Below are 1,167 nucleotides of genomic sequence, written 5' to 3'. Positions count from 1 at the left end.
CTAGAGATCTTTAATGGTTGAGGTTACGGGGGTTGGAGGTTCAGTCCGGTCTTGGCGAGGTAGCCCTCGACGAGGCCGGCGCGGTGCTGCATTCGCTTGAGGCGGGACTTGACGAGTGCGGCCAGTTGGTCGATGCCCTGCTTGGCCAGGTTCGCCAGTGACCTCTTCATGTGCGCCCAGACCGCTTCGACCGGGTTGAACTCGGGTGCGTAGGGCGGCAGCTGGAAGACGGTGAGCCAGTCCCGGGCCTCGATGCGGTGCTTCATGCCGGCGCTGACGTGGGTGTTGAGATTGTCCCAGACGATCACGACGGGCCCGCCGAGCTGCTGGTGGGCGGCGTCGAAGAGACGGGCGTAATCGTGCTCGGTGAAGCCCTTGCGCCGGCCCTTGCGTGGTCCCCGGTCGACGCGGGTGCGGTAGATCAGACGGGGCCTGGACCCGGGTTTGGAGCAGAGCAGCGCGGCGACCGAGACGCGCTTGGTGCCCGCGGCGGTCACCTTCACCACCGGTGTCCGGCCCCGGCGGCCCCACGTGCGGCCGGTGGGCGGCCTCAGCCCCTGACCCGCCTCGTCCTCGAAGCAGAGCCAGGCGCCCAGGTCCGCCGCGGTCTTTTCACGACGGGCCACTGCTCTTCCTCCCAAGCGGCGATCTGCGCCTCGTCGCGCTCGGCGGCCCGGCGGGCGGGAACCTGCACGCTCCACCCGATCCGGTGCAGCAGCAGGTCCACCCCGGCCAGCGTGTACTCCACCCCGAACCGGCGGCGGACCACCTCGGCGATCCGCGCCAGCGTCCAGCACTGGTCCTCGTCCCAGCCGTGCGCGGCGGGCCCCGCCTCCAGCTCCCCTTCCAGCCGGCGCAACTGCCCGGCGGTGAGTTTGCACCGGGCACCGCCGGCCCCTTTCGAGGCCAGTGCCCCACGCCCGCCTGCGGTGAGGGCCCGGTGCCACCGGTTGACCGACATCCGTGTCACCCGCAACCGCCGGGCGATTTCCGCGTCACTGACTCCGCACTCAATCAACTCGGCTGCCCACAGACGTACTTGCTCTCTCCGGGCCCGCTCCTCAGCCGTCAGCCCACCACCATCGGGATACCGCATACCTCCGGCATAGCGCACATGGGCCCAACCGTCAGCAGGACCAGAACCCCCACCATTAAAGATCTCTAGCC

2 protein-coding genes are annotated in these 1,167 nt (G+C 69.5%); both read right to left on the bottom strand.

The genetic code is table 11. The features are described from left to right. Positions 1-23: 23 nt before the first annotated feature. Positions 24-626 carry a transposase gene (locus tag ACFU99_RS44295; protein WP_384404545.1) on the bottom strand — a complete coding sequence of 201 codons (603 nt, stop codon included), beginning with the start codon at positions 624-626 and terminating at the stop codon, positions 24-26. After that, complete coding sequence (locus tag ACFU99_RS44290; RefSeq protein WP_384404543.1) at positions 551-1,096, bottom strand: winged helix-turn-helix domain-containing protein; 546 nt, start codon at positions 1,094-1,096, stop codon at positions 551-553. The genes ACFU99_RS44295 and ACFU99_RS44290 overlap by 76 nt, the downstream gene beginning before the upstream one ends. Positions 1,097-1,167: the final 71 nt, after the last annotated feature.

Origin of the sequence: Streptomyces sp. NPDC057654, assembly GCF_042800135.1 — a bacterium.
Taxonomy (GTDB): Bacteria; Actinomycetota; Actinomycetes; order Streptomycetales; family Streptomycetaceae; genus Streptomyces.
Note: the sequence above shows the minus strand (reverse complement) of the source record. Positions and strands in the feature narration are given on the sequence as shown.